1 rRNA gene and 1 pseudogene are annotated in these 1,245 nt (G+C 73.7%); one reads left to right on the top strand and one right to left on the bottom strand.

What is annotated here, in order from left to right:
• A pseudogene (locus ACFVYA_RS49985) lies at window positions 1-1,030 on the top strand (hypothetical protein); the annotation flags it as partial.
• Window positions 1,031-1,151: 121 nt separating this feature from the next.
• On the opposite strand, the gene rrf reads toward ACFVYA_RS49985, so the two are convergent.
• Window positions 1,152-1,245: ribosomal RNA gene (gene rrf / locus ACFVYA_RS49980) — 5S ribosomal RNA — on the bottom strand; the annotation flags it as partial.

Raw genomic sequence — 1,245 nt, 5'->3', positions numbered from 1 at the left:
CCTTGTCATCGGAGCGGAAGCCACCCGTGCTGCCGCCCCGGTCACTGCCGCCACGGCCTCGGTCATCCGAACGGAAGCCGCTCGTGCTGCCACCGCGGTCATCGCGACGGTCACTGCCGCCACGGCTCCGGTCATCGGAACGGAAGCCACCGGTGCTGCCGCCGCGGTCGCTGCCACCGCGGTCACTGCCGCCGCGGCCTCGGTCATCGGAGCGGAAGCCGCCGGTGCGGGCGCCGCGGTCGTCGTCGCGGCGCTGGTAGCCGCCACTCGAACCGTCGCGACGGTCCCGGTCGCCCGAGCGGAAACCGCCCGTGCTGCCGCCGCGGTCATCGCGGCGCTGGTAACCACCACGGGAGTCATCGCGTCGGTCGCTGCCACCCGAGCGGAAACCACCCGTCCGGGCGCCGCGCGAATCGTCGCGGTCGTGTCCGCTGCGGCCGCGGTCGTCCGAACGGAAGCCTCCCGGGCGGCTGCCGCGGTCGTCGTCGCGGCGGCCGGAACCGCCGCGGTCCTCCCAGCGGGGCTTGCGGTCGCCGTAGGACGACTTGCCCTGCGGCCGGCCGCCCCGGTCTTCGTAGCCACGGCCCGAGCTGTCGTTGCGGGTGCCCGAACGGCTGTTGCCCCGGTCTTCGTACCGGCTGCCCGGCCGGCCGACGCCACGGTCGTCGGAGCGGCCGCCGCCGGAGCGGCTGGGGCCGTCGGAGAAGCGGCTGCCTCCCGGCCGGCTGCCGGAGTCGCGGTTGCCGTAACCGCCCTTGCGGTCGTCACGGTCGCTGAAGCTCCGGCCGCCGGTGCGGCTCTGACCTGCGGTTCCTCCGCGCTGGTCGCGGTCGCGGGGCCCGTCGCCGCCGCGGAAGGGCTTGCCGCCGCCGCGGACCCCGCGGTCGTCACGGCGCGGCCGTCCCTGGTGAGTGCTGTCGCGGCCGCCGCGGTCCTGCCGCGCGCCGCGCCGGTCTCCCCCGGATCCGTCCGACCGGCCCCGGGAGCCTTCGTCCCGGCGTGCCGACCGGCCGGACCCATCATCGCTTGAGTCTCGTCGACCGAACTCGGACACCTGGCCTCCTGCCATGGAAAAAATCTTGTTCTGGACATACGCGTACGGCCCGTCAGGGCAGCCAACTGGCTATCCTAACGGGCCGTACGGAAGGTAAGTTCGGCGGTGTCCTACTCTCCCACAACCCTTCGGTTGCAGTACCATCGGCGCTGTCAGGCTTAGCTTCCGGGTTCGGAATGGGACCGGGCGTT

Origin of the sequence: Amycolatopsis sp. NPDC058278, from assembly GCF_042881395.1 — a bacterium.
Lineage (GTDB): Bacteria > Actinomycetota > Actinomycetes > Mycobacteriales > Pseudonocardiaceae > Amycolatopsis.
This window is presented reverse-complemented; position numbering and strand designations above follow the sequence as displayed.